Raw genomic sequence first — 26,445 nt, forward strand, 5'->3', positions numbered from 1 at the left:
ATCAGCAACGGCCTGTGCCGTTGCTGATTTTTTGCATTGCGATTTCCTCTGTAGGAGCGAGCTTGCTCGCGAAGGTCGTCAACGATGACGCGGGCTTGTTGAATGCCTGCGGCGTCCTCACGTTTTTCGCGAGCAAGCTCGCTCCTACAGAAACTGTGCGTCGTCCTTATCGGGCCGTTACCAGTCCTTTATGAACTTTGCATGACAGAAGTTCAGTCGCGCCCCCCGCCAACCGCCTAACCCTCATACACAAGCCTGTCTTGCCCCTGGGCGCCAATAAAGAAGGAAGATTCCCGATGGTCCGCTGCAAATCGCCGGTTAACCTGAAAGCCCAAGAGACGGTCCTGCGGCTCAAGCCCTTGGCCCACGCCATTGCCTTGTTGATGGTGGCAGGCAATGCCCAGGCGGCCACGGCGTTCAGTTCCGGTTGGTTTGCCGACAAAGGCGCGTCCCAGGCCGCGACGGCGGCGCGGATCAGTGCCGGGCAGGTGCCGGGGGTTCCAACGCTGAACCAGCAAGCGCGGGTCAACCAGCAGATGGCGCGCTCGATCAGCAACTTGAATACCAGTGTCGCGGCGATTGCAGCGCAGCAGGCGGCGCAAGCGGCAGGGCGCCAGGCGGCGTTTGGCCAGGTGTCGACGATTCCCGATGGCCTGGGCAAGGGCGGCCTGCAAGTTGACAACAGCCTGACCCAGGGCTGGACCAACGCCAAGGGCCCGACCCAGAGCCAATCCGGCGGCAAAACCACGGTGAGCATCGAACAGACGGCTGACAAGGCGATCCTCAATTGGGAGACCTTCAACGTCGGGCGCAACACCACCGTGGATTTCCAACAGCAGGCCAGTTGGGCCGTACTCAACCGCGTCAACGATCCCGACGCGCGACCCAGCGAGATCCAGGGCCAGATCAATGGCGCCGGCACGGTGATGATCGTGAACCGCAACGGTGTGGTCTTCAATGGTACCAGCCAGGTCAACGTGCGCAATCTCGTGGCCGCCGCTGCGACCATCACTGATGAGCAGTTCACCCAGCGCGGTATTTACGTGGATGGCACCGGCACCCAGCCGACCTTCACCGACGCAGCGGGCAAGGTCCAGGTACAGCGCGGTGCGCTGATCCAGACCCACACCCCGTCCACCTCGACGGATGCGGGCGGCTATGCCTTGCTGCTCGGTTCGGAAGTGGACAACGCCGGTACGATCAACACCGCAAAGGGCCAGACCACCCTGGCGGCCGGCGACAGCTTCTATATCCGTAAAGGCGTCGGCACCGCAGGCAACGACCGCTCCACCACGCGCGGCAATGAAGTGGCGACCAGCCTCAAGGCCGGCAGCAACGCCGGCAAGGTCAGCAACAACGGCCTGATCATGGCCTCCACTGGTGACATCACCCTGACCGGGCACCAGGTGCAGCAAAACGGCGTGGCCCTGGCCAGCACCTCGGTGGACACCCGTGGCACGATTCACCTGCTCAATTCCGCCACCGACACCACCGGCAGTGTGACCCTGGGCGAGGGCAGCACCACCGCGATCCTGTTGGACAGCAGTGGCAGCACTGCGCTGAACAGCCAGCAAAGCAATGGCCTGACCAAGCTCGACGGCACCCCCGCCAACCTGATCACCGGTCTGTTCAACAACCTCAGCGCCGTGGCCGATCGCACCGACCAATCGCGTATCGAGATCGTCAGCGGCGGCACCGTGGACTTCCAGAAAGGCTCGATCACCCTGGCCACCGGTGGCCAGGTCGCGGTCAGCGCGACCGGGCGCAGCCTGGTGCGCGATGGGGCGATGATCGACGTGTCCGGCGCGGTGGGCGTCAAGGTGTCGATGGAAGCCAACAACATCAAGATCAACGTGCAGGGCAACGAGCAGCGCGATGCGCCGGTCAACCGTGACAGCGGGCAGTTGATCAACAACGATGTGTGGGTCGACCTGCGCGAGCTGGTGTTTGTGCCCGCCGGCACCAACGGCTATGCGACGGATCGCTGGTACACCGCCGGCGGCTTGCTGGAAGTCGGCGGCTACCTCGGCACCCAGGGCCACTCGGTGGGTGAGTGGATGGCCCAGGGCGGTACCGTGACCTTTACCGGCAAGGACGTGGTGACCCAAAAGGGCGCGCAGATCAACCTGTCGGGTGGCACCGTGGATGTGCAGGCCGGTTATATCCAACAGACCTGGCTCAAGGGCCCCGATGGGCGCTTGTATGAAGTGTCCAGGGCGCCGGGCGACATTCTCTATTCCGGTTTCTACAAGGGGTTTGAAGACACCAGTAAACGCTGGGGCCAGACCGAGTATTACTACAACCCCATGATCGCCAAGCAACGCCGTTACGAGTCGGGTTACACCGTGGGCCGCGATGCCGGCAAGCTGGTGGTCGGAACCACCAGCGCGGTGCTGGAAGGGCAACTGATCAGTGACGTCTTCCAGGGCGATCGCCAGACCCAGGCGCCAAACCTCAACCTCGACGGTTACCAGCAGTCACAGAAGGCCATGGCCCAGCGCGCGCAGTTGATCATTGGCGGGTACACACCGGTCTATAACAAGACCACCGGCACCCTGCGCTATGCCCTGAACGGCACTGCCGCCGAAGTGCTGATTGACAGCAACACCCAAAAGATCGCCGAGGGCCTGGACCTCAGCACCGCACTGCCGGCGGATCGCCAAGGCAAGCTGGTGCTCGACAGCGATCAGCTCAATGGCTACTCACTGAGCGCGATCAAAGTCGGTGCCACGCAGCAGATCACCGTCAACGGTGCGCTCACGGTGGCGGATGGCGGCGATATCACCTTGTTCGGGCCAGGGGTCAACCTCAACGCCAACCTCACGGCCCATGGTGGCAGCATCAATGCCGGTAACATTCTCAGCCAGGTCGACCCGCTTAAAGCCGGGGCTGTGGGTGACACGATCCTGGCGGGGGGCGGTATTGTCGACGTCGCCGGCGGGGTCAGGCTGGACACCACCGGGCGCTGGAACAACCTGCTGCTGGACCCAGCCAATACCGCCGGTGTGGCCTATGTGAACGGCGGCAAGGTGTCGCTGCGTAGCACCGCGAATGTCAACCTGGCGACGGGCAGTGTGGTGGACGTGGCTTCCGGTGGCACGCTGGGTGTGAATGGCACCCTCACTGGCGGCAAGGGCGGTGACGTGACCCTGGCGGCCCTTGGCACTTTGGCGCTGGACGGCGAGATTCGTGGCTATGGCGTCAGCGGCGGCGGCACCCTGGCGTTGCAGGCGCGCCAGGTGCAGATAGGCGACAGCGCCACGGCGCCGGCCGCCGACACCTTGCAACTGGCCGGCGACTTCTTCAATAAGGGCTTCTCGGCCTATGACATTACCGGCAATGAAGGGCTGCTGGTCACCGATGGCACCCAGGTGGATGTCACTACGCCGGTCTACCGTTTGGGCGAACAGACATCCGGCGTTTCGAGCGGCAGCGACCCGGCCGCTGCCCTTGAGCGCTGGACGCCAGCGTTGTACCAGGAAAACCCGACCCAAGGCGTATTGAACCAGCGCCTGGGTGCCAGCTTGAGCTTGACCGCGGGTCATCAGGACTCCACTGCGGCCGACCTGGCCACCACGACCCTGACCGTAGGCCAAGGCGCGGTGATCAATGTCGACCCCGGCCAGGGCATCAACCTGCGCAGCGTCGGCCAGCTGACGATGAACGGTACTCTCAATGCCTGGGGCGGGAGCGTCAGCCTCGGCGGCCTGACGGTGGGCAGCTCCGAAGCGACGAATGCCGTTGGCCATGGCCGCTCGATTTGGGTGGGCGAGAACGCGCTGATCGACGTGGCGTCGCGGGCGGTTACGGCGGTGAACAACCGTGGGGGGGTCTACGGTCAGGTGCGCAGTGGCGGCAAGATCAGCATCGGCGGCGATATCGACCTGGCGACCGGCATTGCCAAGGCCAGCGACCTGTTTGTGGTGGTGCGCAAGGGCGCGCGCCTGGATGCTTCGGGTGCCCAGGCGGCGCTGGACATTCCAGGCCAGGGCCGGGTGTTGGTCGCGAGCAAGGGCGGCAGCATCAGCTTGGCCTCCAACAATGGCCTGTACCTGGACGGCAGCGTTGTCGCCCGGGCCGGTGGTGCGGGGGCGGCGGGCGGTAGTTTGTCGCTGGCGCTGGAAAGCCCGTATTACGCCAAGAGTACGGTCACCGACAGGGTGCTCAATGTGCGCGAGCTGGTGATCAGTCAAGTCCATCAAGACAGCCTCTTACCGGGTACCGCCGATGCCGCGGCTGCGAGCCTGGAATACGGTCATGGCCGCCTTGGGGTGGATCAGGTCAGCGCTGGTGGTTTTGACAACCTGGCTTTGCTCAGCAACGGCCTGTTGAGTTTTGACGGCGACGTGGCGTTGAACATGGGCCAGAGCCTGCGCCTGTACAGCGGCGCCATGGGCCTGACTGAAAACGCTGCCGCTAATGCCCGTATCAACCTGTCGGCGCCTTACCTGTTGTTGGCGGGCATCCTTGCGCCGCTGGATCCCACAAAGGACCAATACCTGCATCCGGTGTTGACCTCAGGCATGTCGCGACGCGCCAGTCAGGCGGTATTCAACGCCGGTGGCAACCTGATCGATGTGCGCGGCAATGTGCTGATGGGCAACAAGAGTGATCTGACGCTGGCCGATGGCAGCCTGGTGACTGTCGACCGTCGCGGTTTCGACGATGTACAACTGACGAGCCAGGGCGACCTGCGCTTCTTGGCCGGTGCCGATGCAAACGTGATTGCCCAGGGCATCAGCACACAACTGATGACCCGGGGGGACATGACCCTGAGTGCCGCACAGCTGTACCCCGCGACCGAAGTCGGGGCGCGGGTGATCGCCGGTTACCTGGACGGTCTCAGCAACAATGGCACCGGCTTCAACTACGACCCGACGCGTACCTTGACCATTGCACGCACCGGTGACAGCCAGAGCGCCACGCCGTATTCGGCGTTCGGTCGCCTGCAATTGGGCGGCCCTACCATCAAGCAGGGCGGGGTGATACGCGCGCCCCTGGGGCTGATCGAAATTGGCAGCCTGGGCTCCAGTCGTGTCGAATTGCTGCCCGGCAGCCTTACCTCGGTGAGTGGCAAGGGGTTGGTGCTGCCCTATGGCGGCACGGTGGATGGGCAGGTTTATAAGTACAACGGCAAGACGGTGACGTTCATCGGCCAAGGAGGCTCAGCCCTCAACGGCACCCTTAATGTCGGCATGACGTTGGGCGGTGAGTCGGTGTTGGTGCGGCCTGGTGCTACCGTTGATCTGTCCGGCGGTGGCGAGCTGCTCGGGGCCGGGTTCATTTCCGGGCGCGGCGGCTCCACGGATGCGCGCTACAACCCGTTGGTGCAGTTCGGCGCAAATGGTGGCTTTGTGTTGCCGGGGCTGGGCACTAACCCGGTCTATGCGATTGTGCCCGGCGCGCAACCGGGCTACGCCCCGGTAGCACCGGAGGGTGGGGCCGTCGAGCCGCTTGTGGGCCAGCAGATCACGATCGGTGCTGGTGTGCCGGGGCTGGCGGCGGGCACTTATACGCTGATGCCGTCCACCTATGCCCTGATGCCGGGGGCGTTCAGGGTGGAAATCAACGGCCTGGCCGGCCTTGGCAGCCAAGGGGCAGCCCAACTGATGGGCAACGGCTCATGGTCCACTGCCGGGCAGCTGTCCATCGCCAACACCGGCATCAGCGACAGCATCGCGAGCCAAGTGATCCTGACCTCCGCCGATACCTTGCGCCGTTACTCCCAGTACAACGAAACCAGCTACGCGCAATTTGCCATAGCCGATGCCGCGCGGCTCGGTGTCCCACGGGCATTGCTGCCGGTGGATGCGAAGACCTTACAACTGGCCTTGCGCCTGGGGGCCGGGGCGGATGCTTTTTCGTTCCAGGGCAATGGTCGCTTCGAGGCCGCTGAAGGGGGGTACGGGGGTACCGTTGCGCTGATGAACGTAGACCACAGCGGTCTAGGCAACGACCTCGAAATCGTGGCTGCCGGCCGGGGCGCCACCAGTGGTTTCAACGGTATCACCGTGGATGCCGACAGCTTGAATTCGCTGGGTGCCGCGCGCCTGATGATCGGGGGGACGACAGTGGTCAACTACGGCCAGGCGGGCAACTACATAACCCTTGCCAACGGCACCACTGGCGCTCTCGTCTTGCGAGAGGGCGCGAGCCTGGCGGCGCCGGAAGTGTTCCTGGTGGCTTCCACCGGTTCCATCGTGGTGGAGCAGGGGGCGTCCATCAATACTATCGGGCGTGGCAAGGCCAGTTATGACGCGCGTGACGGTTTCATCTACAACCTGGCCAACACACTGGCGGTTTCCAACGGTTTGCTCAATGTGGTCGCAGCGGCGCAACCGGATGTCGGCCGCGGCATCCAGTTGGGGGTATGCAACAACGCGCCGTGCACTGGGCAGACCGCCCTGTACTCCGAAGGCAGCATTGTCGCCTTGACCGACAGCACCCTGCAGATGGGCGATCAGGTGCGTTATGGCACCCGTCACCTCAACCTGGGGCTGACCAGCATCAACGTTGGCAGCCCGCAAGCGCTGGCCGACGCCGCGGCGGGGAATCGCTTGCCAGCGGGCCTGACCCTCACCCAGCAAGTGCTCGACCGCCTGCTGCGCGGCGACACTCAGTTTGGCGCTCCGGCCCTGGAGACCCTGCAACTGTCGGCGCGGGACAGCTTCAATTTCTACGGCTCCGCCACCCTCGACACCTACGATGCGGTGACCGGCAAGTCCCTGTTGAACAACCTGATGCTCTCCACCCCGGCGATCTACGGTTCCGGGGGCGCGAATGATGTGGCGACCATCCATACCGCCAACCTGATCTGGCAGGGCGCCGAGGCAGCCCCTGGCATGGTGGTGGCGGGTGGTGCGGGCACCGGCAGCGGGCGCCTGGATATCAACGCCGAACGCATCGTGTTCGGTTATGGCGAGTTTGCCCAAGCCAGCACCACTGCAACGTTGAAGCGCCTCGCCCTGGGCTTTGCCAATGTCAACCTGAATGCCAGCGACCGCATCACCGCCAACCACAAGGGCAGCCTTTCGGTGTACCAGAGCCAAGGTGCCTATGACGCGCTCAAGGGCTTTGCCTACAGTGGCGGCAACCTGAATATCCTCACGCCACTGATGACCGGCGAAGCCGGCTCGGTGAATAAGATCACCGCGGGTGGCGCCATCGACATCAGCGCATCGGCAGGCCCGGTGGGTAAAGTGGAAGGCCTGGGCGGCGAGCTGTCGCTGCAGGGCGACAGCCTTCGCCTGGCCAGCGCGGTGGTACTGCCCAGCGGCAAGGTCACCCTGGGCGCCCGTGGCGACGTGGTGCTGACCGACAACGCATCGGTTGATGTGTCCGGTCGCTCGATCGTTTTCAACGACCTGACCAAATACAGCGCGGGGGGCGACGTGGTGCTGGAGAGTCGCGCAGGCAATGTGCAGCAGGCCGCGGGCTCGACCATCGACTTGTCGGCGCAGTACAACCAGGCGGGCAAGCTACGCGCCGTGGCGGTGGGCGGCACGGCCGGCACCGTCGACCTGGCGGGCAAGATCCTTGCGGGTAGCAGCGGTTATTACGATGCCGGCGGCACCTTGGTGCCGTACCTGGCCGGCGCGGTGGAAGTCCAGGCCCAGCACCTGGGTGGCAGCGGCAGCTTGAGTGACCAGTTCACCGCCCTCAACCAGCGTCTCAACCAGGGCCAGGTCTTTGGCGCGCGCAGCTTCCAGCTCAAGCAGGGCGACCTGATCATCGGCGACGGAGTCAAGGCCAACACCGTGGATGTCTCGGTGGACAGCGGCACGTTGCGCGTGACTGGCCGGGTGGACGCCAGTGGCGAGCGCGTCGGCAGCATCAACCTGGCTGGCAAGAACGGCCTGACCCTGGACGGCACTGCGGTGCTTGACGCCCATGGCACGCAATTGCGCGTGGACAGTTACGGCAAGATCATCGATTCGCCGAACCGCGCCATCGTGGTCCTGGGTTCCGGCATCGGCCAACTGACCCTGGCCGACGGGGCGCGAGTTGACCTGCGCCATGGTACCGAAGCCGCCACCGCCAATGACGGGCGCAACCGTGGCACGTTGGAACTGAATGCGCCGCGCCTGGGTGCCGATGACATCGCGATCGACACCAGTGGACGCTTGACGATCCAGGGCGCGCGCTCGATCGCCCTCAATGGCATGGCCACCTATGATAATGCGCCGCTCGGGACCGGTACGACCGCCAGCGGCAGGCCGTATCAGGTCATCACCCAGAAATACCTGGATGACATACACGGTCTCAACACCACGTTCATCGATGCGGCGTTGAGTAACACCAACCTGGTACAGAACAAGCTGGCCGGTCTGAACAATGCGACCTACGGCGATACGTTCCACCTGCGTCCCGGCGTAGAAATCATCAGCAAAACCGCCGATGGCGACCTGGTGGTACAAGGCGACCTGGACCTGTCCGGCTATCGCTACGCCAGCCTGAAATCGCCTACCCGTGCGGTGACCGAGGCGGGCAGCCTGACGCTGCGCGCCGGTGGTAACCTGAATATCTACGGCAGCATCAATGACGGCTTTGCAGTGCCTGCAGCGACGGCGGATGACAACGGCTGGGTACTGCGTGCGGGTCTCGATTACACCGGCGGCGCGGTGGTAATACCGCGCAACGGTGTGATTCTGGCGGACGGTACGACGTTCCCAGGTGGCACGACGCTTAACTTTGACCTGCCGATCAAAGCGCGGAGCCTGCCGGCTGGCACCCGGCTGCCGGTCGCAGTGACCCTCGCTGAGGAACTGGTGCTTCCGGCCGGCACGGTGCTGGCGGGCGCCGTGCGCGATGCGACAGGGAGTGTGCTGTACCCGGCAGGCACCCTGTTAAGCACAGCGGTGACCTTCCCGGCTGACAGTATCCTGGATGCCGGGAACGTGTTGGTCAGTCTGACCGAAGTCAAGCAGATGACCTGGCCTGCTGGCGTGCCGCTGCCCAGCGTAGCCTCCGTGACCCTCTTTGGCACCAAGGAACTGCCTCGTGGTGCGCGGTTGCCGGAGGGCGTCAACTTTAAATTTCCGGGGGCCGCAAAGTCGATACAGTTGCGAGTGCCGGACCCAAACTATCCGAACCGTCTATGGGCCGCAGCGCCCATGCTGCCTGAGGGCTCCCAGTCGTGGTCGATGCGCCTAGTGGGTGGGGCCGATACCCAGGCGGCCAACAGCCGGATGCTGCTGGCGCATCCACAGGCCGGTGCCGGTGATCTGCGCCTGGCCGACAGCCATTACGGCGTCTTCGGTCCGAGCAAGATAGTGGGCAGCAGCGCGCGTTTCAGCGTGATCCGCACCGGTACGGCGGACCTGGAATTGCTGGCCGCGGGTGATTTAAGCATGGAATCGCTCTTCGGCGTCTACACCGCCGGCAGTCCCACCGCCGCCACAGCCGGTAGCCCGCAAGGTGCCTGGTTCCCGGATGGGGGAGGTAATGTGTTGTTGAAGGTCGGTGGCAACCTGACCGGCAACATTACCAGCAAGGCGAGGTCCACTGGCGGGCGGCCGGTGACTACCGATGGTGAGGTGGATTCGGTCAACGTCGGCAATTGGCTCTGGCGTCAAGGCAATGGTTTGAGCGGCAGCCAGGCGCAACCCACCGCCTGGTGGATCAACTTTGGCTCCAAGGTGCCGTTAGCGGGGCTAGCGGATCGGATGGTGGGCTTTACCGGGTTCGGCACCCTGGGCGGCGGCAATCTGAATGTCGATGTCGGTGGCGATGCGGGGATGCTCAAGCCTGTGGCGAACCTGGCTGGCAACATAAGCCCGCGCAGCACGGGCCTGGTCCTGGCGGTAGGCAGTACTGGGCGGGTCGCGGCCGATGGCAGCCTGCAACTCACCGGCGGCGGCGATCTGAACGTGCGGGTGGGTGGGGCGGTGAACCCCGGCAGCCAGACGGCGCTGGAGCATCTCAATGGCGCGGTGGTGGATCTGCGTGGGCATGTACAACTGACGGGTGGCGCCCTGGGTAGCCTGACGTTGCGTTATGGCAGCCAGCCTAAGGATCAGAGCCCCAGCGAAATCCGCGCCTACGATCCGACCCGCTCGACTTCTGCGGCCGCGACCGGTGGTTGGAGCCTGTTTCCGGGGGATGCGACCTTCAGCCTGGCCACCCGTGGTGACCTGGTGCTGCAGGACGTGGCCGACCCTGGCCGTGCACCGCAGATGAATATCCTGGCTTACGAGAATAATGGGGTCAGCGGTCTGGGGCAGAGCTGGTTCAGCCTGTGGACCAACCGCACAGCCATCGACTTGTTCTCGGCCGGTGGCAATCTCACGCCGTTGACCGATACCGCAGAGTCGGACATGGCAGCAGTGTATCCCGCGACATTACGTGCAGTCGCCGCCAATGGCAGCCTGTACTACGGCCGCGCTTCATCCTTCAACACAGCACCTTGGCCGGAGCTCAAGGCGCTGGTGTTGGCACCGTCGACCAACGGCCAGTTGCAACTGCTGGCGGGGGATTCGATCTACGGCGGTGACCTGACGATCAGCCGTTCCAGCGCGGCGCCGAATAGTTTGGCGAGCATCCTGCATCCGGCTTTCCAGGGCTTTATTAGCAGGCGCCCGGACGTGGGCAGCGGGAATGTCTCTATCGACGGCAATATTGCCCGCCTGGGCATCTCCTACCCGTTGTTTGCCTTCGGTCCCAACACCGCCAGTACGTCATGGGGTGACGCTCTGGAGCCTGCACGTTTCTATGCGCTGAGCGGCGATCTGCTCGCGGTCAACAGTGGGCGTGCGATCACCATTACCGGCTCGGATGACGCGCGTTTCGGGCAGACCTATTACGAGGGCGCTGGCGCGGTACGGATGCTGGCCGGGCGAGATATTGTCCGCAGCGGCACTCTCCTGAGCGGCGCCACGGGCGGGGACCTGACGACCGGTCAGTACACCTTTGCGGGCAACCTGTTCGTGCATAACGGCGCCAGCGACATTTCTATCGCCAGCGCTGGCCGCGACATTCTCTACAGCAGCTTCAATGTCGCCGGCCCCGGCACCCTGGAAGTGACCGCTGGGCGCAATATCCTGATGGACGACCAAGTGGCGATCACTAGCCTGGGGGCCGTGGCTCCTGGCGACACCCGGCCCGGCGCGAGCATCGTGATGCAAGCCGGCGCAGGCCCCAACGGCCCGGATTACCGCCGCTTTGTCGAGGCCTACCTGAACCCCGCTAACCTGGCCCAGCCAGGGGAGTCGATCCAGGGCGGCAAAATCGCCAAGACCTACGAAAACGAGCTGGTCTCCTGGCTGGCCGCACGCTTCGGTTTCGTCGGCAATAGCGAACAGGCGCGGACCTACTACGCCGCACTGCCGGTCGAACAACAGCGGGTTTTCGCCCGTGACGTGTACTTCGCCGAACTCAAGGCCGCCGGCCGCGAGTACAACCAGGACGGCAGCGTACGCCAGGGCAGCTATGTCCGTGGGCGTGCGGCGATTGCCAGGTTGTTCCCCGAGACCGACGTGGCCGGTAACCCGATCACCTACAAAGGCAATATCACGATGTTCGGCGGCGCGGGTGTACACACCAACTTCGGTGGCTCGATCCAGATGCTCACCCCAGGCGGCAACCAGACCTTCGGCATCGAAGGCGCGGCGCCTCCGTCGACGGCGGGTGTGATCACTCAGGGCTCGGGCAATATCCAGCTGTATTCCTTGGGCAGTATCCTGCTCGGCCAGAGCCGCATCATGACCACCTTCGGCGGTTCGATCATGGCCTGGACCGCCCAGGGCGACATCAACGCCGGGCGCGGTTCCAAGACCACCGTGGTGTACACACCGCCCAAGCGCGTCTATGACAACTGGGGCAACGTGGGCCTGTCGCCATCGGTACCGAGCACCGGGGCGGGGATCGCCACGTTGAACCCGATCCCGGAAGTGCCGGCGGGGGACATCGACCTGATCGCGCCGCTGGGCACCATCGACGCGGGCGAGGCGGGCATTCGGGTGTCGGGCAACGTCAACATCGCCGCCTTGCGCGTGGTCAACGCGGCCAACATCCAGACCCAGGGCAAATCGTCCGGGGTGCCGGTGACGGCCACCGTCAACACCGGCGCCATGAGCTCGGCCAGCGCGGCGGGGGCGGCGGCGTCCCAGGCAGCGGAGGGTGCCGCACGCAGCCAGCAGGCGGCGGCCAAGCAGGGCAGGGCGTCGATCGTGACGGTGGAGGTACTGAGCTTTGGCTCCGAGCCGGTACAGCGCGAGCCGCAGGAACAGCAGAAAACCTCCGGCTACAACCCCAACAGCCCGGTGCAGGTACTGGGCGCCGGACCGTTGAGTGAACAGGCGCGTGCGCGCTTGACGGATGAAGAGCGCAAGCAGATCACCCTGTAAGGACTTAGAAAGGACCTCTCGATGTACCGTTTGGGGCGATCAATGATCGCCCCGTTTTTTTGGGGTTGTTGGCGCGGCGGCCTGATAGCCGACCGGATTTGTGCCTGGTGACTCGGTTAAAAATGTGGAAGGGGGCTTGCCCCCGATGAGGGTGTGTCAGTCACTTATTTGTTAACTGACCCGGCGCCATCGGGGGCAAGCCCCCTCCCACAATTGGATCTCCACAGGTCAGAGATCTCCATAGGTGAGGTAGACCTCGGCCTGGTTTTGCTCTGTCTTTTGCTGCCTTGGAGCCGACCGGTGTTGTGGCTGGTGTACTCGGTTAAAAATGTGGGAGGGGGCTTGCCCCCGATGAGGGTGTTGAAGTGCGCCCCAGAAGTTGGACACCCATCCAATTTCTGGGGCGTTTTCATGAGCAAGTACACCACGCAGTTCAAGCTATCTGCCATCACCGCTTTCCTTGAGCGAGGCCGAGGGTTTCGCCGGGTCGCCGCTCAATTTCAAATGGACCCCACCTTGCTTCGTCGTTGGGTCGAGGCTTATCGATTACACGGTGAGGCCAGCTTGAGCAGTACCGGCCAGCGTTACAGTGCCTTGTTCAAGTTCTCTGTTCTACGGCGCATGTGGGATGACTCCCTTTCCTTGCGCCGCGCAGCGGCGCTTTTCAACTTGGGGGATTCCACTCAGGTGGGCAGATGGCAACAGCAGTATTACAGTGGCGGTATTGAAGCCCTGGAGTCAGGGAAAAGAGGACTGAGCACCGCTATGCCTAAACCACCTGCTAAACCACGCAAAACCGCTGCCCCACTCACCAGCCCTGAGCCTGAGCACAAGACGTTACTTGATGAGCTCCAATACCTACGGATGGAGAACGCTTATCTAAAAAAGCTTGGGGAGTTAGGCGAGGCGGTGATGAGGCGGGAGAAAGAACAGAAGAAAAAGCCCGATTAGTCAGTGAGCTTAAGCAACACTTTCCCTTGCGTGACTTGCTCAAGCTAGTGAGCCTTGCGCGAAGTACGTACTACTACCAACTCAAGGCAATGGGCGTTGCGGACCGATTTTCCTCGATCAAAGCTTCTATCCAGACCATCCAAAACGAGCATAAGGGCCGCTTTGGTTACCGTCGGATGACGCTAGAACTACGTAAAGAAAGATCGCTGATCAACAGTAAAACGGTACGACGACTGATGGGGGAGCTGGGTCTGAAATGCACGGTGCGGCCTAAGAAATACAGGTCGTATAAAGGGCCGATGGGCGAAGTGTCGCCCAACACCTTGGCTCGTCAGTTCGAGGCTGAGCAACCGAATCAGAAATGGGTGACGGATGTCACCGAGTTCAAAGTGGCCGGCAAAAAGCTGTACTTGTCCCCAGTTTTGGACTTGTACAACGGAGAAATCGTGGCCTATCAGACGGCAATACGTCCCCAATATGCCTTGGTGGGCGAGATGCTGGAAAAAGCTATTGAAGGCTTACCTGAGGGCGGCAAGCCAATGCTGCATTCAGATCAAGGCTGGCACTATCGATATCCAAAGTACCGGGAGAGGCTAGAAAAAGCAGGGCTGGAGCAAAGCATGTCACGCAAAGGAAACTGCCATGACAACGCCACAATGGAGAGTTTCTTCGGCACGCTGAAGTCAGAGTTCTACTATCGGGAAAGCTTTGAAAGCGTGGAGCAGTTGCAAGCGGGGCTGGATGAGTACATCCATTACTACAACCATAAGCGAATCAAAGTGAAGCTTGGCGGACTGAGCCCTGTAGCGTACAGGACCCGGTCCGCTGTAGCCTAACCAACAGCTGTCCAGCTTTTGGGGCGCACTTCATGTGTCAGTCACTTATTTGTTAACTGACCCGGCGCCATCGGGGGCAAGCCCCCTCCCACAATTGGATCTTCATAGATCAGATATCTCTGCAAGTCAGGTAGACCTCATTCTGCTTTTGCTCTGCTTTTGCTCTGCTTTTGCTCTGCTTTTGCTCTGCTTTTGCTCTGCTTTTGCTCTGCTTTTGCTCTGCTTTTGCTCTGGCTTTTGATCTTGATCTTAGGCGCCCCGTTAAACCACGCTGGCCGAACGCAGGCTTGAATCCGTGGGTAACCCGGCAGGACGCCGGGTTAGCCGTCCTGGGCCAGGGATGGCCCATGACGGCGGCCCACGGATTCAAGCCGGAGTGAGGGCACACCGAGCCTAGGCGAGGTGCCGAGTGGTGGGGCAAGAGCCCTTTTGGTTACTTTTGGGGCTCTTTTCCAAAAGTGACCCGCCGTAAGGGCGGAACCGCCAGTCGCCGTTACCGCAGAAACGGATATGTACACGGAACTCCCGCCCCCCCCAACCCCCCAAAAAATTGCCCCCCACCCAATCCCAAATGAAGCTTTCATGACAAAAGTTCGGTAGCTCCCCCCCATCCCCGTCTTGCCTATGTAACGCGCTGGAGGCGACCACAAATCACCTCCCCAGCCGTCAGCAGGACGCCAGGAGTGGGGCAAATGGGAACTATGGAACGTTACTCGAAAGTCGGCATGCAGGAGCTCGACCAGCGCCTGTCGAAGATCGTCGAAGCCGCGCGCAAGAAACCGGTCTCGGTGTACCGCTACGGCGCACCGTGGGTGTGGATCGTCTCCCAGGACGATTGGCAGGGCGCCTTGAAGGAAGTCTCCAGCTACATCCCGGCGAGCCATTCGCTGGTGTTGCTGCGCCCGCAGATCGACGAGGTGTTCGACCGGCACCCCGACCTGCTGCAGCCCGCCCCGGGGATGCTGATCGCACCGCGCACCGTGCTGCAGATCCTGTTGTTGCAACTGCTGTACTCGGTGCCCAGCGAACAGCAACTGCACGAGCAGCTCAACTACAACCTGTTGTTCCGCTGGTTCGTCGGCCTCGAACTGCACCAGAAGGTGTGGGGCCTCCACGTCCTGCAACGCGACATTGCCACCTTGCTGAACAACCCTCGGGCGGTGCAGCTGATCCAGACCATCATCGGTGACGTGTTTGGCGGCGCCTTGCTGCACATGCAGGAGTTCTCCCTGAACTTCGCGCTGCTGCACACCTGGCTGGCCCGGCACAGCCAGCTTTCGACCATCCGCAATTGAGCAGGCCAAACGCCATACACACGGCGACGGCGCAATATTTTAGACACTTAGGGGGCTGTGTGGAGCATCTGTTCAAGTCAACGTTGGCGTTGTGCTGCCTGACGCTGGGCGCCTTCGCGCAGCCGGTGCTGGCCGAAGAGGGCGAAGCCCCGGCGCGCCGGGTGGACGTCAACGAGTACTTCGTGCGCGGCAATACCGTGCTCGATGCCGCAACGATCGAGGAGGCGGTGTACCCGTTTCTCGGCCCGCAAAAGACCCTGGGCGATATCGAAGGCGCCCGCGATGCATTGCAGAAGATCTACCAGGCACGGGGTTACCAGTCGGTGTTTGTCGAGCTGCCCGAGCAGAAGGTCGATGACGGCATCGTGTTCCTGCAAGTCAGCGAAACCAAGGTCGGCCGCGTGCGCGTCGTTGGGGCCAAGCATTACTCACCCGTGGAAATTCGCGAAGAAGTGCCGGGCCTGAAAGAGGGCGCCGTGCCGGATTTCACCTCGGTGCAAAGCCAGCTGGCCGGGCTCAACCGCAGCGCCGGTCGGCAGGTTACGCCGCTGGTTCGCGAAGGCCAGCGCCCCGGCACCATGGACGTGGATTTGCAGGTGGAAGACCAGAACCCCTGGCACGCCAGTCTCGGCCTGAACAACGACTACAGCGCCGACACCGAGAAGCTGCGCTCGGTCGCGACCCTGGGCTACGACAACCTCTGGCAACTGGGCCACAGCATTTCCCTGACCTACTTCACCGCCCCCGAGGACAGCTCGAATGCCAAGGTCTGGTCGGGTTCCTACAGTGCCCCGCTGGATGAGCGCTGGACCTTGCAGTTCTCCGGCTACCAGTCCGACAGCAACATCGCCACCATCGGCGGCAGCAACGTGTTGGGCAAGGGCCACTCCTACGGGGTATCGGCCATCTACAACCTGCCGGCGGCAGGCAACTGGGCCAATTCGTTTTCGTTCGGGATCGACTTCAAGGATTTCGACGAGGAGCTGAAGTTCGGCAACAGCAGCGACCAGGTACCGCTCAAGTACGCGCCGTTGACCTTTGGCTACAACGGTTATCGCTACACCGAGCAATCCCAGTTGGGGCTGGGCTTGAACCTGATCGTCGGCACCCGCGCATTTTTTGGTTATGGCAGCGACGCTAAAGCGTTCGACAACAAGCGCTACAAGGCCAGTGCCAGCTTCGCCGTGCTCAAGGGCGACCTGAATTACACCTACACCTTCGCCAACGATTGGCAGTCGGCGAGCAAGGCCGGCTTCCAGTTGGCCTCGGGGCCGCTGGTGTCCAACGAGCAGTATTCCGCCGGTGGCGCCACCTCGGTGCGCGGCTACCTGGCGGCCGAGCGCACCGGGGATGAAGGTTTCCTGCTCTCCCAGGAGTTGCGCACACCGTCCCTGGCCAAGTTCCTCGGCAGCTACGTACAGGAGTGGCGCTTCTATGCGTTCGCCGAAGGTGCGCGCCTGCGCCTGCATGACCCGCTGCCCGAGCAGGAAGACGAATACAGCCTGGCCAGTGTCGGCCTGGGCACCCGCGCCAGTTTGAGCAAATGGTTGTCCGGCAGCCTGGATTGGGGCTACCCGCTGCTCGACGGACCGAACACCCAGAAACAGGACTCGCGACTGCACTTCAGTGTGCAGGCGACTTTCTGACCCTTTTCCCCGGAGACTCTTCCCATGCAACGCCTAATCCTGAGCCTGTTGATCTGCCTGGGCTTCGCGCTCCCGGCCACTGCCCATGCCTGGTGGCAAGACGACTGGCATTACCGCAAACAGATCAGCGTGGACACCACCGCCCAAGGCGCGGCGATCAGCCAGGCCCTGGGCCGTACCGCGCTGTTGGTGCGCCTGCACACCGGCAACTTCACCTTTGACGGGGTCAAGGATGACGGCAGCGACCTGCGCTTTGTCAGTGCCGATGACAAGACGGTGTTCAACCACCAGATTGAAAGCTTCGACCCGCTGATGGGCATGGCGCTGATCTGGGTCGATGTGCCCAAGGTCGAGGGCGGCCAACGCCAGGACCTGTGGATGTACTACGGCAACCAGAAGGCCCCGGCCACGGCGAACGGCCAGTTGACCTTCGACCCGAACTACACCGCGATCTACCACTTTGACGGCGCCAATGCGACGCCGCCGCGTGACACCACGGCCTATGCCAACACCGCGCTCAACGCCACCGGCACCAGCATCGACGGTGTGATCGGCCGCGCCTTGCAGTTCGGCGGCCAGCCGCTGCTGTTGCCGGCCAGCCCATCGCTGCAACACGCCGCGGGTGGCGCCTTCACCTTCAGCGCCTGGCTGCGCCTGGACCAGGCCAGCGGCGAGCAAATCGTCGTGGCCCGCCGTGAGGGGCCCCACAGCCTGTTGCTGGGCGTGAACCAGGGCATGCCGTTTGTCGAGATCGACGGCCAGCGCGCGGCGTCGACCCAGCCGCTCAACCCTGGCCAATGGCAGCACCTGGCGTTCACCGCCGAGGGTGAAAAAGTCGCGCTGTATGTCAATGGCCGCGAAACCGCGAGCCTGGCAGTGGCCATGCCAGCGTTGAATTCACAATGGGCGATTGGCGCCGACCTGCCCGAAGCCGGCAGCACGCACCTGCCATTCGCCGGGGCCATCGATGAGTTGCGCCTGTCCAAGGTGGCCCGCCCGGCTGCGTTGTTGCTGGCCGACGCGAGCGCCCAGGGCGCCGAGTCGAAACTGGTGGCCTACGGGGTGGATGAAGAGCAGTCGGGCTTCGGTTTCGGCAGCCTGGGCTTTTTGCTCAAAGCCGTGCCGGCGGACGCCTGGGTGATCATCCTGGTGCTGGTGGCGATGATGTTCCAGTCGTGGTTCATCATGATCCGCAAGAACCGCATGGTCAGCCGCGTGAGCAGTGCCAACGAGGTGTTTCGCGAGCAGTTCGCGCAGATCGGCACGCGCCTGGAAATGTTCTATGACGACGCCGTGCTCGCCGAACGCCTGACGCATTCCTCGCTGTGGCGCCTGTACCGTGTGGCGATCAAGGAGATCCGCACCCGTCGCGCCCAGGGCGCCGACACGTCGTCGGTGTCGGCGGCGACCATCGAAGCCATCCGCTGCTCCATGGACGGCGTGCGCACCCGTGAAAACCAGGCGCTCAGTTCCAAACTCTCGACCTTGTCCAACGCCATCGCCGGCGGCCCGTATATCGGCCTGCTCGGTACGGTGCTGGGGATCATGGTGGTGTTCCTCGGCACGGCCATGGCCGGCGACGTGAATATCAACGCCATCGCCCCAGGCATGGCGGCCGCCTTGCTGGCCACGGCCATGGGGCTGTTCGTCGCGATTCCCGCACTGTTTGGCTACAACCGCCTGATCACGCGCAACAAGGAAGTCAGCGCCGACATGCGCGTGTTTGTCGACGAGTTCATCACCCGCCTGGCGGAGATGCACGGCGAGAGCCAGTTCAGTGAAGCGGGGCACCGTGCTCCGCACCACGCGCCGGTTTCGGCCTGAGGAGAATCGCCATGGCTTCCGTAAATGCCTCCCACGACGATGATGACGACGCGGCTGTCGACAGCATCAACATCACGCCCTTGGTGGACGTGCTGATGGTGGTGCTGGTGATGTTTATCCTCACCGCCACCGCCCAGGTCTCGGGCATCCAGATTCACTTGCCCAAGGCCAGCGCCTCGGTGTCGTTGTCCGAGGCCAAGACCAAGGCCATCTCGGTGAACGATGGCGGCCAGGTGTTCCTCGATGCCTACCCGGTCACCCTCGGCGAGCTGGAAGAACGCCTGCGCATCGAGAAAGCGCTGAACCCGGACTTCCCGGTGATCGTGCGCGGCGACGCCATGGTGCAGTACCAGAAGGTGATCGAGGTGCTCGATTTGCTGCGGCGGCTGGAGCTGTCCCAGGTCGGGCTGGTCACCGGCAAGCCGAGCCAGGGCTGAGCCATGACTGCACAGATCCCGATGCCGCCGTTGCCGGTAAAGAACAAGCCGCCGCTGCGCCCGCTGAAGTGGGGCGCCGGCCTGCTGCTGGGCGCCGTGGCGGCCTGGTTCCTCTGGCAATGGGCCAATGACATGAGTGGTGTACGCCGCGAAGCGCCGAAGGTGCCGACGATTATCCCGTTGCCGCCACCGCCGCCACCGCCGCCGGAAAAACCCAAGGAACCCGAGCCCAAGGTCGAGGAAAAAGTCCCTGAGCCGGTGCCCACCCCTGAACCCGAGGAGGTCAAGCCGGCAGAAGAAGCACCGCCTTCGCCGGCCGATGATCTGGCCAACCCGATGCAGATCGACGGCGACGCGCAATCGGGCAATGACGCTTTCAACATCGGCGCGGGCAAGGGCGGCGGCATGGCGGGCAGTGGCGGCGGTGGCCTCGGTGCCGGTACCTACAAGCAGTACCTGGCCGGTGTGTTTCAGCGCCTGCTGAGGGAAGACCCGGAGTTACGCAAGAAGGCCTACGCGGTACAGGCGGACGTGTGGTTGAGCGCCGAGGGCCAGGTCACGCGGGTTGAACTGGCCAAGTCCAGCGGCGACGCCGAGACCGACGCCCAGGTGCTGGCGGCCTTGCGCACACCCCATGCCACGCAACGCGTTCCTGCGTCAGTGACCCTGCCGGTACGCCTGTCCCTCAAGGGTCGGCGTCCGGATTGAACAAACCTACTTATTCGCAGTTTTTTACAGGAGTTGCGTACACATGATTTCCCCCGTGAATCGACTGACCCTGGCGGTCGGCATGGTCATCGCGACCCTGGTCGGCCAGGCGGCTGCAGCCCCGGTCGCGCCTTCGGAAAACGTCACGATCAACCTGATCCGCCTGCTGGTGCAACAAGGCGTACTGACCCAGGACACCGCCAATGGGCTGATTGCCCAGGCGGAAAAAGAAGCCCAACAGGCACGCCAGGCCAATGCCGCCCCGGTGGTCGCCAGCGGCCCGGCGGCGGCGCCTGGGGATGTGCGCGTGCAGTACGTGCCGCAGGCGGTGCGCGACCAGATCCGCGACCAGGTCAAAGCCGAGGTGATGGCCACCGCCAAGCAGGAAAACTGGGCCCAGCCCAATACCTTCCCGGATTGGGTCTCGCGCATCAGCTTCGATGGCGATATCCGCCTGCGTGATGAGTCGCGCTATTTCTCAGGCAACAACAGCCCGGAAATCACCGACTTCGCCAAGCTCAATGACACCGGCCCGTATGACGTCAACAAGAACTCGAACACCAAGTTCCCGCCGTTGATCAACACCACCCAGGACCGCGAGAACCTGTTCCGCCTGCGCGCGCGCCTGGGCATGAAAGCGGTGATCTCGCCGGAGTGGACCGCGGGTATTCGCCTGGGCACCGGTTCTGACAATAACCCGGTGTCCACCACCCAGACCCTGGGCGGTGGCTTTGGCAAGAAGGACATCTGGCTCGACCAGGGTTACCTGAGCTGGAAAGCCAACGATGCCATGACCCTGACCGCGGGGCGTATCGCCAACCCGTTCTACTCCACCGACATGATGTACTCCACCGACCTCAATTTCGACGGCGTGGCCGCGATCTTCAATCACACGCTCAGCAACGAATGGGGCCTGTTCGGCACCCTGGGTGCGTTCCCGGTCGAATACACCTCGGATGCGGCCACTACCAACGGCATCGACAAGCAAGACAGTGAGACCAAGTGGCTGTTCGGTGGGCAGATCGGCGCGGACTGGAAGATCAACCGCAGCAACCGCCTCAAGCTGGCCGCGGCGTACTACCAGTTCCAGGATATCGAGGGTGAACGCTCCAGCCCTTGCTCGACGTGGAAGGGCGCACCCGGTTGCGACACTGACGGCACCCGCGTGGCCTTTATGCAAAAAGGCAACAGCGTGTTCAACCTGCGCAACAACACCACCAACCCGGCCACCCCAACCACCACCCCGGACCCACAATACGTGGGCCTGGCATCCAAGTTCGATGTGCTGGACCTCAACCTGGTCTGGGACAGCGAACTGCCGAGCGACTTCAAGCTGCGCACCCAGGGTAACTTCATCCACAACCTGGCCTACGACAAGGGCGAAATGCTCAAGCGCAGCGAAGGCGAGATCGTCAACAACATCAACAGCAATGGCCAGTTTGAAAGTGGCGGCAATGCCTTGATGGTCTCCTTCACCCTCGGCAGCGCGCTGGAGATGCGCAAGCGCGGCGACTGGAACGTATTGGCTGGCTACAAGTACATCCAGCCGGACGCCTTGCCCGACGGCTTCAACGACTCCTCGTTTCACCTGGGCGGCACCAACGCCAAGGGGTATTTCATTGGCGGCAACTACGGTATCGACAAGAACATCTACGCCAGTGCGCGTTGGTTGAGCGCATCCGAAGTGTATGGCGCGCCGTTTGAAGTCGATGTGATGCAACTGGAACTCAACACGCGCTTTTGATGCGCAGGAGATGCCACATGAACACGCGAATATGCGCGCTGCTGTTGGCGCTGGTCGCCACCGGGGCTTCGGCCGAAGGCATGGAAGAGCGCCTGCGCACGCAACTGCGCAGCACCACCCAGCAGTTGCAGGCGCTGCAAAGCGAACAGGCCCAGGCCAGCGCTGCACGCCTGGCCGCTGAAAACCAGGCCAAGCAGGCCCAGGCGCAGATCAAGCAACTGACGGCCGAGCTGGAAAAAGCCCGTGGTACGGCTGAGCAACTGGCCGGCCAGCAACAGAGCCTGCACAGCCAGGCGCAGGCCCAGGTGGCGGCGAGCAACGAGCAGATCGGCAAGTTCAAGAAGGCCTATGAAGAACTGCTGGCCCTCGCCAAGGGCAAAGAGGCCGAGCGCGCGCGGCTGCAAGCACAATTGAGTGAACGTGACACACAAGTGCAGCAATGTTCAGCCAAGAATCAACAAATGTACGGCGTGGCCCAGCAGTTGCTCGCGGCCTACGAAAAAATCGATGTGGCCGAGGTGATGAGTATTCGCCAGCCCTTCGCCAGTGGTGCGCGGGTCAAGTTCGAGGAACTGGCCCAGGGCTTTGGCGACGATTTGTACAAGACCCGTTATGACGCGCCCCAGGCAGCTGCCACTCACTGATAGACAAGGAAGAGATCCCCATGAGCGAATTGATCACCGGCGTGACCGTCCAGAGTTTGACCGAGCTGCTGCAAGAGGCCGGCTACCGGGTCAACCAGAGCGAACAGAACGGCATCGTGCAACTGCTCAGCGCCAGCCAGGGCATTGGCTTTGCCGTGCGCTTTGGCAACCCGTCGGCAGAGCCGGGCAGCTATGTGGACTTCACCTACAGCTGCGCGCTGCGGGTGCAGGGCGCATTGCCCGAGGGCCTGGCCCAGGTGTGGAATGCCTCGCGCCGCTTTGCGCGGTTGTCGTTGCAGGGCGAGTTCCTGTTGATGGAAATGGACGTGGTGGTGGCCGGCGTTGGCGCCACGCACCTGCGCAGCCAGCTGGAGCTGTGGGACCGCCTGTTGCAGGAATTTATCGTCTACCTGCGTGAATACAGCCAACAGGCTGCGCAGTTGCAGGCCCAGGCGACTGAACCCGTGGCTGAAGAGGCGCCGATCCTGTGAAAAAGCCAACCTTGCTTGTCGGCGCCGGTGCGCTGACGTTGCTGGTGGTGGCGGTGGGGCTGAGCCTGCGCCCGGGCAGCGACCCGGTCGCCGCGCAGCAGCCGGCGCCCGCCGTCAGCCCCGAACAGAGCGGGCCAGCCGTGGCGCGCCTGGGCAACCAGCACATTGACCTGACTGAACTGAAAAGCGTGCTGGCGAGCCTGCCGGCCGAAACCCGCGAGCAACTGCGCGGTAACCGCGGCGCCCTGGAGACCTGGCTGCGTTCGCGCCTGGCGCAGAAGGCCGTGCTCGAACAGGCCGACGCCCAGGGCTGGCGCCAGCGCCCGGAGGTGGAGCAACAGACCCGCGCCGCCACCGAGCAGATCGTGTTCCGCGACTACATGCTCTCGGTCAGCCAGGTGCCGGCCGACTACCCCAGCGCCGCCGAGTTGCAACAAGCCTACGACAGCGGCAAGGCGCAGTGGGTGACGCCGCCGATGTATCGGGTCAGCCAGATTTTCCTCGCGGTGGATGGCCCGCAAAGCGTCGACGCGGTGCGGCGCCAGGCCCAGGAACTGAGCCGCAAGGCCCAGGCGGCGCCGGCGGATTTTGCCGCCCTGGCCGCGCAATATTCCCAGGACCCCGGCACTGCGCAACAGGGCGGCGATTCGGGCTTGCAGCCGTTGCAGCAACTGGTACCGCAGGTGCGCGAGGTGGTCTCGCGGCTCAAGGTCGGCGCGGTGTCGGACGCGGTGCAGAGCGCGGCGGGTTTTCATGTGCTCAAGCTCACCGCGCAGCAACCGGCGCGTACCGCCACCCTCGACGAACTGCGCGAGCGCCTGACCCAGGCCCTGCGCGCCCAACGTCAGGAGCAGATTGCCAAGGCGTACCTCGAAGGCATGCTCAACACCGCCACCTTGAGCATCGACGGAGCACAGCTGAACACCGTGCTGGAGTGATACGCGTCGACCGCATTGGATGCACAAGCCCCACAAGACAGGGAGTCTCCCATGGCATTTCTAGAACCGTCCGGCCCCCAGGGGCCTGCACCCTATCGCGAGCCGAACCCGGTGCGCGGCGCCTGGCTGGCATTAGCCAGCGAGATCGAGCCGGAGGTGGTGCGCTACTTCCTGGTCAGTGCGCGTTGCGGCTGTTTCATGCAGGCCGCGCGCAGCCTGAATATCAAGGCGACCCTGCTGCGCAAACGCCTGGCGCAGCTGGAGGAACAGCTGCACCATTCGCTGTTCAGCTACCAGGGCAATGGCCTGGTCCTCAGTCGCGACGGCCAGCAACTGCAAGCGCAATTGGTCGCCCTGGCCCATGAGCGGCGCCTGCCGGTGCTGGAGCAGCCGTTGATCCGCCTGGCGGTGGCCGAACCGATCCTGCACGACATCCTTGGCCGCGACCTGATCGCCTTGCTGCGCCGTAACGCCAGCGTGCGCCTGGAGATCATCTCCCTGGACAGCCAACTGTCACTGCAAGCGGTGGACGTGGATGTGGTGCTGTGGCTCTCCGACGCGGATGGCCCCGCGCCGGGCCCGAGTTTCCCCACCGAGCCACCGAAGCGCCTGGCGCGCTTGCACTACTTGCCGCATATCGCCAAGCGCTACTCGCGACTGACGACGCGCCCCGACAGTGTCGACGACCTCGCCGACTACATGCTGGTGCAGTGGCGACCCGACATACAGGTCGACGCCTTGCAGCCCTGGAACCGCGTGGTGGAACAACGCCTGGCGGCAGTGGTGCAGGTGCAGGCCTATTCGCTGATGCTGGAGATGATTCGCTGCGGCGCGTGCATCGGCTTGTTGCCGCATTACATGAGCAGCTTCGACCGTGGGCTGGTGGCCTTGCCGGGCTTGCTCGCCGAGAGCATGCAGCGCCAGGTGTGGCTGGCGGTGAACGCACAGGTGCAGCACGCCGAGGCCGTGCAGATGATTGTCGAGTTGATCGTCAGTACGTTCGACGGGCGGCGCGAGTGGTTTGATTAACGCTGCAACACCCCACGAAACGTCGCGCTCAGGGCCCGCAATGTTTCACGGGAGCGTGTGTCACTGATGCGGCTGTAGAGCACCACTTCACTCACGGGCAAGGTGGGCAAACCGTATTGCCCACTCACCTCCACGGCGCCGGCCGGTGCCACGCGGTGGGCGAGGGCGGCCACGCCCAACCCGGCGCTGACCGCTGCCCCCACCGCCATCACGCCGCCGCCGACAAACACTTCGGCCCAGTCGATGCGCGCGGCATCCAGTGCCTGTGTCGCCAACTGGCGAACGCCGCAGGGCGCGGCCATGGTCGCCATGCGCAACGGCGTGCCTGGGCTGTGTTGCCAGCCGGGCGCGGCAAACCAGCCAAAACGTTCCACCGCCAAGACTTCGCCGTCCTGGCGATCGCCTTCGTTGCGCACGATCACGGCGTCCAGTTCGTTGCGGTCGAACGCGCCGACCAGGTCGCGGGAGGAGGCGATGCGCACTTCCAGGATCACCAGCGGGTCGTAGGCGGCGAGACGGCTTAGCCAGGTGGGCAAGTCCGGCCCCGCCACGTGGTCGCTGATGCCGATCACCAGGCGCCGGGAGGCGTGACTGCCGAGGTCGGCCAGGGCGCGTTCATGGGCATTGAGCAGGGCGCGGGCCGCGACGATAAAGCGTTCGCCCTGGGGCGACAGCCGCACATGGCGGGGGGTGCGCTCCAGCAGGCGATAACCCAGGCGCTCTTCAAGGCGCTTGAGCTTGAGGCTGATGGCGGCCTGGGAGGTGTCGAGGGCTTCGGCGGCGCGGGTGAAACTGGCGAAATCGGCGACCAGCACAAACGCCTGCACGGTGTCGATATCCAGGGGTTTGGGCGCATCGGTCATATCAAATCCTTATCGCACTTATATTGGGTGATATCTTGTTGAAATCATCGCCGCTGCGCAAGCTGGACCCTCACTTTGCACGGGAGCTTTTCCATGTTTGCCAAACAGTATTCACATCGCTTGCCTGCCGACTACGACATGGGCGTGATTCGCCAGCGCGCGACGCAATTGGGGCCGTTATGGGACGGCACCGAGGGTTTGATTTTCAAGGCCTTCATTGCTCAGGAGCACGGGCAGGGAGCGGGCGTGGGCAACCTGTATGCCTCGGTGTACCTGTGGTCGGACCCGTTGCAGGCCGCCGATTTTCTGCTGGGCGAACGCTTTCAAAAAGTGCTCGACAGCTTTGGTCGACCGCACATTGAAAGCTGGCTGCCGCTGGACGTGCAGCGCGGGCCGGCGCAGGGCGCCTTGAGCCTGTATCGAGAGGAGTGGGCGCTGGAACCGGGCGCAGACCGGGCCGCGAGGCTGGCCGAGGAGAAAGTGCGCAACCGGCAGGTGGCGGACCGCCGCGATACGTTCGCGGTGCTCCTGGCCCTGGATGTGCAGGCCTGGCGCCTGGTGCGCATCACCTTATCGGCCCAGCCGGTGGCGGCGGAGCATCCCGGCACGGGCTACCAGGTGCTCTATCTGGCGCAAGGCGTTGCGTCACAGGGCTAAGTGCGCCAGTCTTGGTGGCTTGATCTTTCCTGTCGCAG

Annotated in this window: 14 protein-coding genes; 13 read left to right on the forward strand and 1 reads right to left on the reverse strand. The window is 63.5% G+C overall.

The window, feature by feature from the left end; translation table 11 throughout:
• Nucleotides 1-296: 296 nt before the first annotated feature.
• The 12 genes from AB7933_RS13860 (at nucleotide 297) to AB7933_RS13915 (ending at nucleotide 24,887) form a co-directional block, all read left to right on the forward strand.
• Nucleotides 297-12,344, forward strand: coding sequence for a filamentous haemagglutinin family protein (locus AB7933_RS13860; protein WP_024074817.1), 12,048 nt, complete (start codon nucleotides 297-299; stop codon nucleotides 12,342-12,344).
• 411 nt (nucleotides 12,345-12,755) lie between these two features.
• A protein-coding gene (locus AB7933_RS13865; protein ID WP_404940672.1) for an IS3 family transposase occupies nucleotides 12,756-14,131 on the forward strand; the annotation gives its coding sequence in 2 pieces (ribosomal slippage) (nucleotides 12,756-13,247 and nucleotides 13,250-14,131; 1,374 coding nt in all).
• Between the two features lie 701 nt (nucleotides 14,132-14,832).
• Nucleotides 14,833-15,426: a transposase gene (locus AB7933_RS13870; RefSeq protein WP_041160904.1), complete on the forward strand. Its 594-nt coding sequence runs from the start codon at nucleotides 14,833-14,835 to the stop codon at nucleotides 15,424-15,426.
• Between the two features lie 59 nt (nucleotides 15,427-15,485).
• Nucleotides 15,486-17,072, forward strand: a complete 1,587-nt coding sequence (locus AB7933_RS13875; RefSeq protein WP_024074820.1) for a ShlB/FhaC/HecB family hemolysin secretion/activation protein — start codon at nucleotides 15,486-15,488, stop codon at nucleotides 17,070-17,072.
• 24 nt (nucleotides 17,073-17,096) lie between these two features.
• On the forward strand, nucleotides 17,097-18,896 hold the full coding sequence (locus AB7933_RS13880) for a DUF2341 domain-containing protein (protein WP_024074821.1): 1,800 nt from the start codon (nucleotides 17,097-17,099) through the stop codon (nucleotides 18,894-18,896).
• Between the two features lie 11 nt (nucleotides 18,897-18,907).
• Entirely contained in the window at nucleotides 18,908-19,333 is a 426-nt protein-coding gene (locus AB7933_RS13885) for an ExbD/TolR family protein (RefSeq protein WP_010211136.1), read from the forward strand.
• 3 nt (nucleotides 19,334-19,336) lie between these two features.
• Nucleotides 19,337-20,041 (forward strand): energy transducer TonB family protein, encoded by a 705-nt coding sequence (locus AB7933_RS13890; protein ID WP_024074822.1) that lies wholly within the window; start codon nucleotides 19,337-19,339, stop codon nucleotides 20,039-20,041.
• Between the two features lie 43 nt (nucleotides 20,042-20,084).
• Nucleotides 20,085-21,785 (forward strand): putative porin, encoded by a 1,701-nt coding sequence (locus tag AB7933_RS13895; protein ID WP_024074823.1) that lies wholly within the window; start codon nucleotides 20,085-20,087, stop codon nucleotides 21,783-21,785.
• A 17-nt stretch (nucleotides 21,786-21,802) separates the two neighbouring features.
• Nucleotides 21,803-22,429 (forward strand): hypothetical protein, encoded by a 627-nt coding sequence (locus tag AB7933_RS13900; RefSeq protein WP_024074824.1) that lies wholly within the window; start codon nucleotides 21,803-21,805, stop codon nucleotides 22,427-22,429.
• Nucleotides 22,430-22,449: 20 nt separating this feature from the next.
• Nucleotides 22,450-22,920: a YbjN domain-containing protein gene (locus AB7933_RS13905; protein ID WP_024074825.1), complete on the forward strand. Its 471-nt coding sequence runs from the start codon at nucleotides 22,450-22,452 to the stop codon at nucleotides 22,918-22,920.
• The gene (locus tag AB7933_RS13910) at nucleotides 22,917-23,858 is read left to right on the forward strand and encodes a peptidylprolyl isomerase (protein WP_024074826.1); all 942 of its coding nucleotides are present in this window, start codon (nucleotides 22,917-22,919) and stop codon (nucleotides 23,856-23,858) included. Before AB7933_RS13905 ends, AB7933_RS13910 begins: the two co-directional genes overlap by 4 nt.
• A gap of 51 nt (nucleotides 23,859-23,909) precedes the next feature.
• Entirely contained in the window at nucleotides 23,910-24,887 is a 978-nt protein-coding gene (locus AB7933_RS13915; RefSeq protein ID WP_024074827.1) for a LysR family transcriptional regulator, read from the forward strand.
• Here the strand turns inward: AB7933_RS13915 and AB7933_RS13920 are convergent.
• A complete protein-coding gene (locus AB7933_RS13920) occupies nucleotides 24,884-25,750 on the reverse strand; it encodes a LysR family transcriptional regulator (protein ID WP_024074828.1) in 867 nt (288 codons plus the stop codon). The two genes, AB7933_RS13915 and AB7933_RS13920, sit on opposite strands and share 4 nt — an antisense overlap.
• Nucleotides 25,751-25,843: 93 nt before the next feature.
• Here AB7933_RS13920 and AB7933_RS13925 point away from each other — a divergent pair, with 93 nt between their 5' ends.
• Nucleotides 25,844-26,407, forward strand: coding sequence for a DUF4865 family protein (locus AB7933_RS13925; protein ID WP_024074829.1), 564 nt, complete (start codon nucleotides 25,844-25,846; stop codon nucleotides 26,405-26,407).
• The last annotated feature ends 38 nt before the right edge of the window (nucleotides 26,408-26,445 follow it).

The sequence above is a fragment of the Pseudomonas gorinensis genome (assembly GCF_042015035.1).
GTDB classification, from domain to species: Bacteria; Pseudomonadota; Gammaproteobacteria; order Pseudomonadales; family Pseudomonadaceae; genus Aquipseudomonas; species Aquipseudomonas gorinensis.

Coding starts and splice junctions, on each gene's coding strand:
- AB7933_RS13925 (WP_024074829.1), top strand. CDS start 25,844: ATGTTTGCCAAACAGTATTCACATCGCTTGCCTGCCGACTACGACATG.
- AB7933_RS13900 (WP_024074824.1), top strand. CDS start 21,803: ATGAACACGCGAATATGCGCGCTGCTGTTGGCGCTGGTCGCCACCGGG.
- AB7933_RS13890 (WP_024074822.1), top strand. CDS start 19,337: ATGACTGCACAGATCCCGATGCCGCCGTTGCCGGTAAAGAACAAGCCG.
- AB7933_RS13860 (WP_024074817.1), top strand. CDS start 297: ATGGTCCGCTGCAAATCGCCGGTTAACCTGAAAGCCCAAGAGACGGTC.
- AB7933_RS13915 (WP_024074827.1), top strand. CDS start 23,910: ATGGCATTTCTAGAACCGTCCGGCCCCCAGGGGCCTGCACCCTATCGC.
- AB7933_RS13920 (WP_024074828.1), bottom strand. CDS start 25,750: ATGACCGATGCGCCCAAACCCCTGGATATCGACACCGTGCAGGCGTTT.
- AB7933_RS13870 (WP_041160904.1), top strand. CDS start 14,833: ATGGAACGTTACTCGAAAGTCGGCATGCAGGAGCTCGACCAGCGCCTG.
- AB7933_RS13895 (WP_024074823.1), top strand. CDS start 20,085: ATGATTTCCCCCGTGAATCGACTGACCCTGGCGGTCGGCATGGTCATC.
- AB7933_RS13880 (WP_024074821.1), top strand. CDS start 17,097: ATGCAACGCCTAATCCTGAGCCTGTTGATCTGCCTGGGCTTCGCGCTC.
- AB7933_RS13885 (WP_010211136.1), top strand. CDS start 18,908: ATGGCTTCCGTAAATGCCTCCCACGACGATGATGACGACGCGGCTGTC.
- AB7933_RS13905 (WP_024074825.1), top strand. CDS start 22,450: ATGAGCGAATTGATCACCGGCGTGACCGTCCAGAGTTTGACCGAGCTG.